We start from the raw sequence: 1,153 nt of genomic DNA on the forward strand, positions 1-1,153 counted from the left end.
GGGTTCGCCAGCGGGCGATGGAAATCACGCGCCTATCGCCTGATTGTTGCTGTCGATCCTCAAGCTTGAGCAGGTTCAGCGCGGTCATCGACGCATTGAAATGGAAGTGCAACGCCTTTTCCTTGCGGGCCTGACAGTCGTTCAGGCCCAGAAACTGCTTGGCATCGCGAAACAGAAACTCAATCTGGAAACGCGCCTTGTAGTACGTCACTAATGTCATGGCGTCCAGCGACGTATCCGTCGAAAACAGCAAAGCGGTTTTCACCTTGCTGCCACAGCGCTTAACCAGAGACACTACCCGTAAGTCGCGTTTGAAATGCGCACTGTTCACGATCGCGGTATACACCTGCGTCTCGTTCATGTTGCCGGCGAGCGTCCATCGGCTCACGTCCTCAACGCTGACTTTTCCCTCGTAACGGCGCTTGCGCCCCCGAGGTTTCTGTTCTCCCTGGTACAGCCAACGCAGGTTGGCGTCATGACGTAGCTTACCGATCTGATGTAATCCTAGCGCCACGACGCCCTGGAGATAGCGGGTTTTACTGTAATACCCGTCCGCCACCAGATAACGCACCTGGGGCGGTAGTGACGCACGGTCTTGCTGGAGGTGATGAAGATAGCCATCCACACGCGATTGTTCACGCTCGGGACGATCCATCGTTTGTCGCGTGGACAGGTGATACGCCGTATTTTCCGTCACGTTCACCACGGCCAGCGTTGATATTTCCAACCCCTTTTCGGCTCTGCCTGTGCCGCCGCTGTAATACTTACCCAATCCCTCGGTATGTCGGCCGCTTTTCGGGATGAAACTGCAGTCTGTGGCCGCGATAAGAGTGACGGCGGTGTCTTCATTGAGCGGCCGTAAGCTCAGGCGGTTGAACTCGGTAAAATCAAAATCACGCCGATACCACCGCGAAAAGGTCTTCTCATGATAGTCACTGTAACGGCTGAGGTTGCGGAAATTGACACGACCTCTCAAGCACATCAGCAAGGGCAACAAGACGAGGATAAACCGCCGCTGAGGCTTGTTGAGACTGGACATCTGCTGCAAGACCGTATTGACTATTTCCATGAAAGCCTGTGCTCGGGTGGTGATGTTGTCAGAGACCCCATTATCTGAGCATCAGGCTTTCTTTAAAACTGTCCGAACCATTGA

The 1,153-nt window shown here is 54.3% G+C and carries 1 protein-coding gene; it reads right to left on the reverse strand.

Annotated elements, in window-relative coordinates; all coding sequences use genetic code 11:
- A partial coding sequence (locus tag QC823_RS16110; protein WP_309657358.1) for a transposase occupies positions 1 to 1,069 on the reverse strand: 1,069 nt, incomplete at its 3' end.
- Positions 1,070 to 1,153: the final 84 nt, after the last annotated feature.

It is taken from the genome of Vreelandella vilamensis, assembly GCF_031451755.1.
In the GTDB taxonomy this organism is placed as follows: domain Bacteria; phylum Pseudomonadota; class Gammaproteobacteria; order Pseudomonadales; family Halomonadaceae; genus Vreelandella; species Vreelandella vilamensis.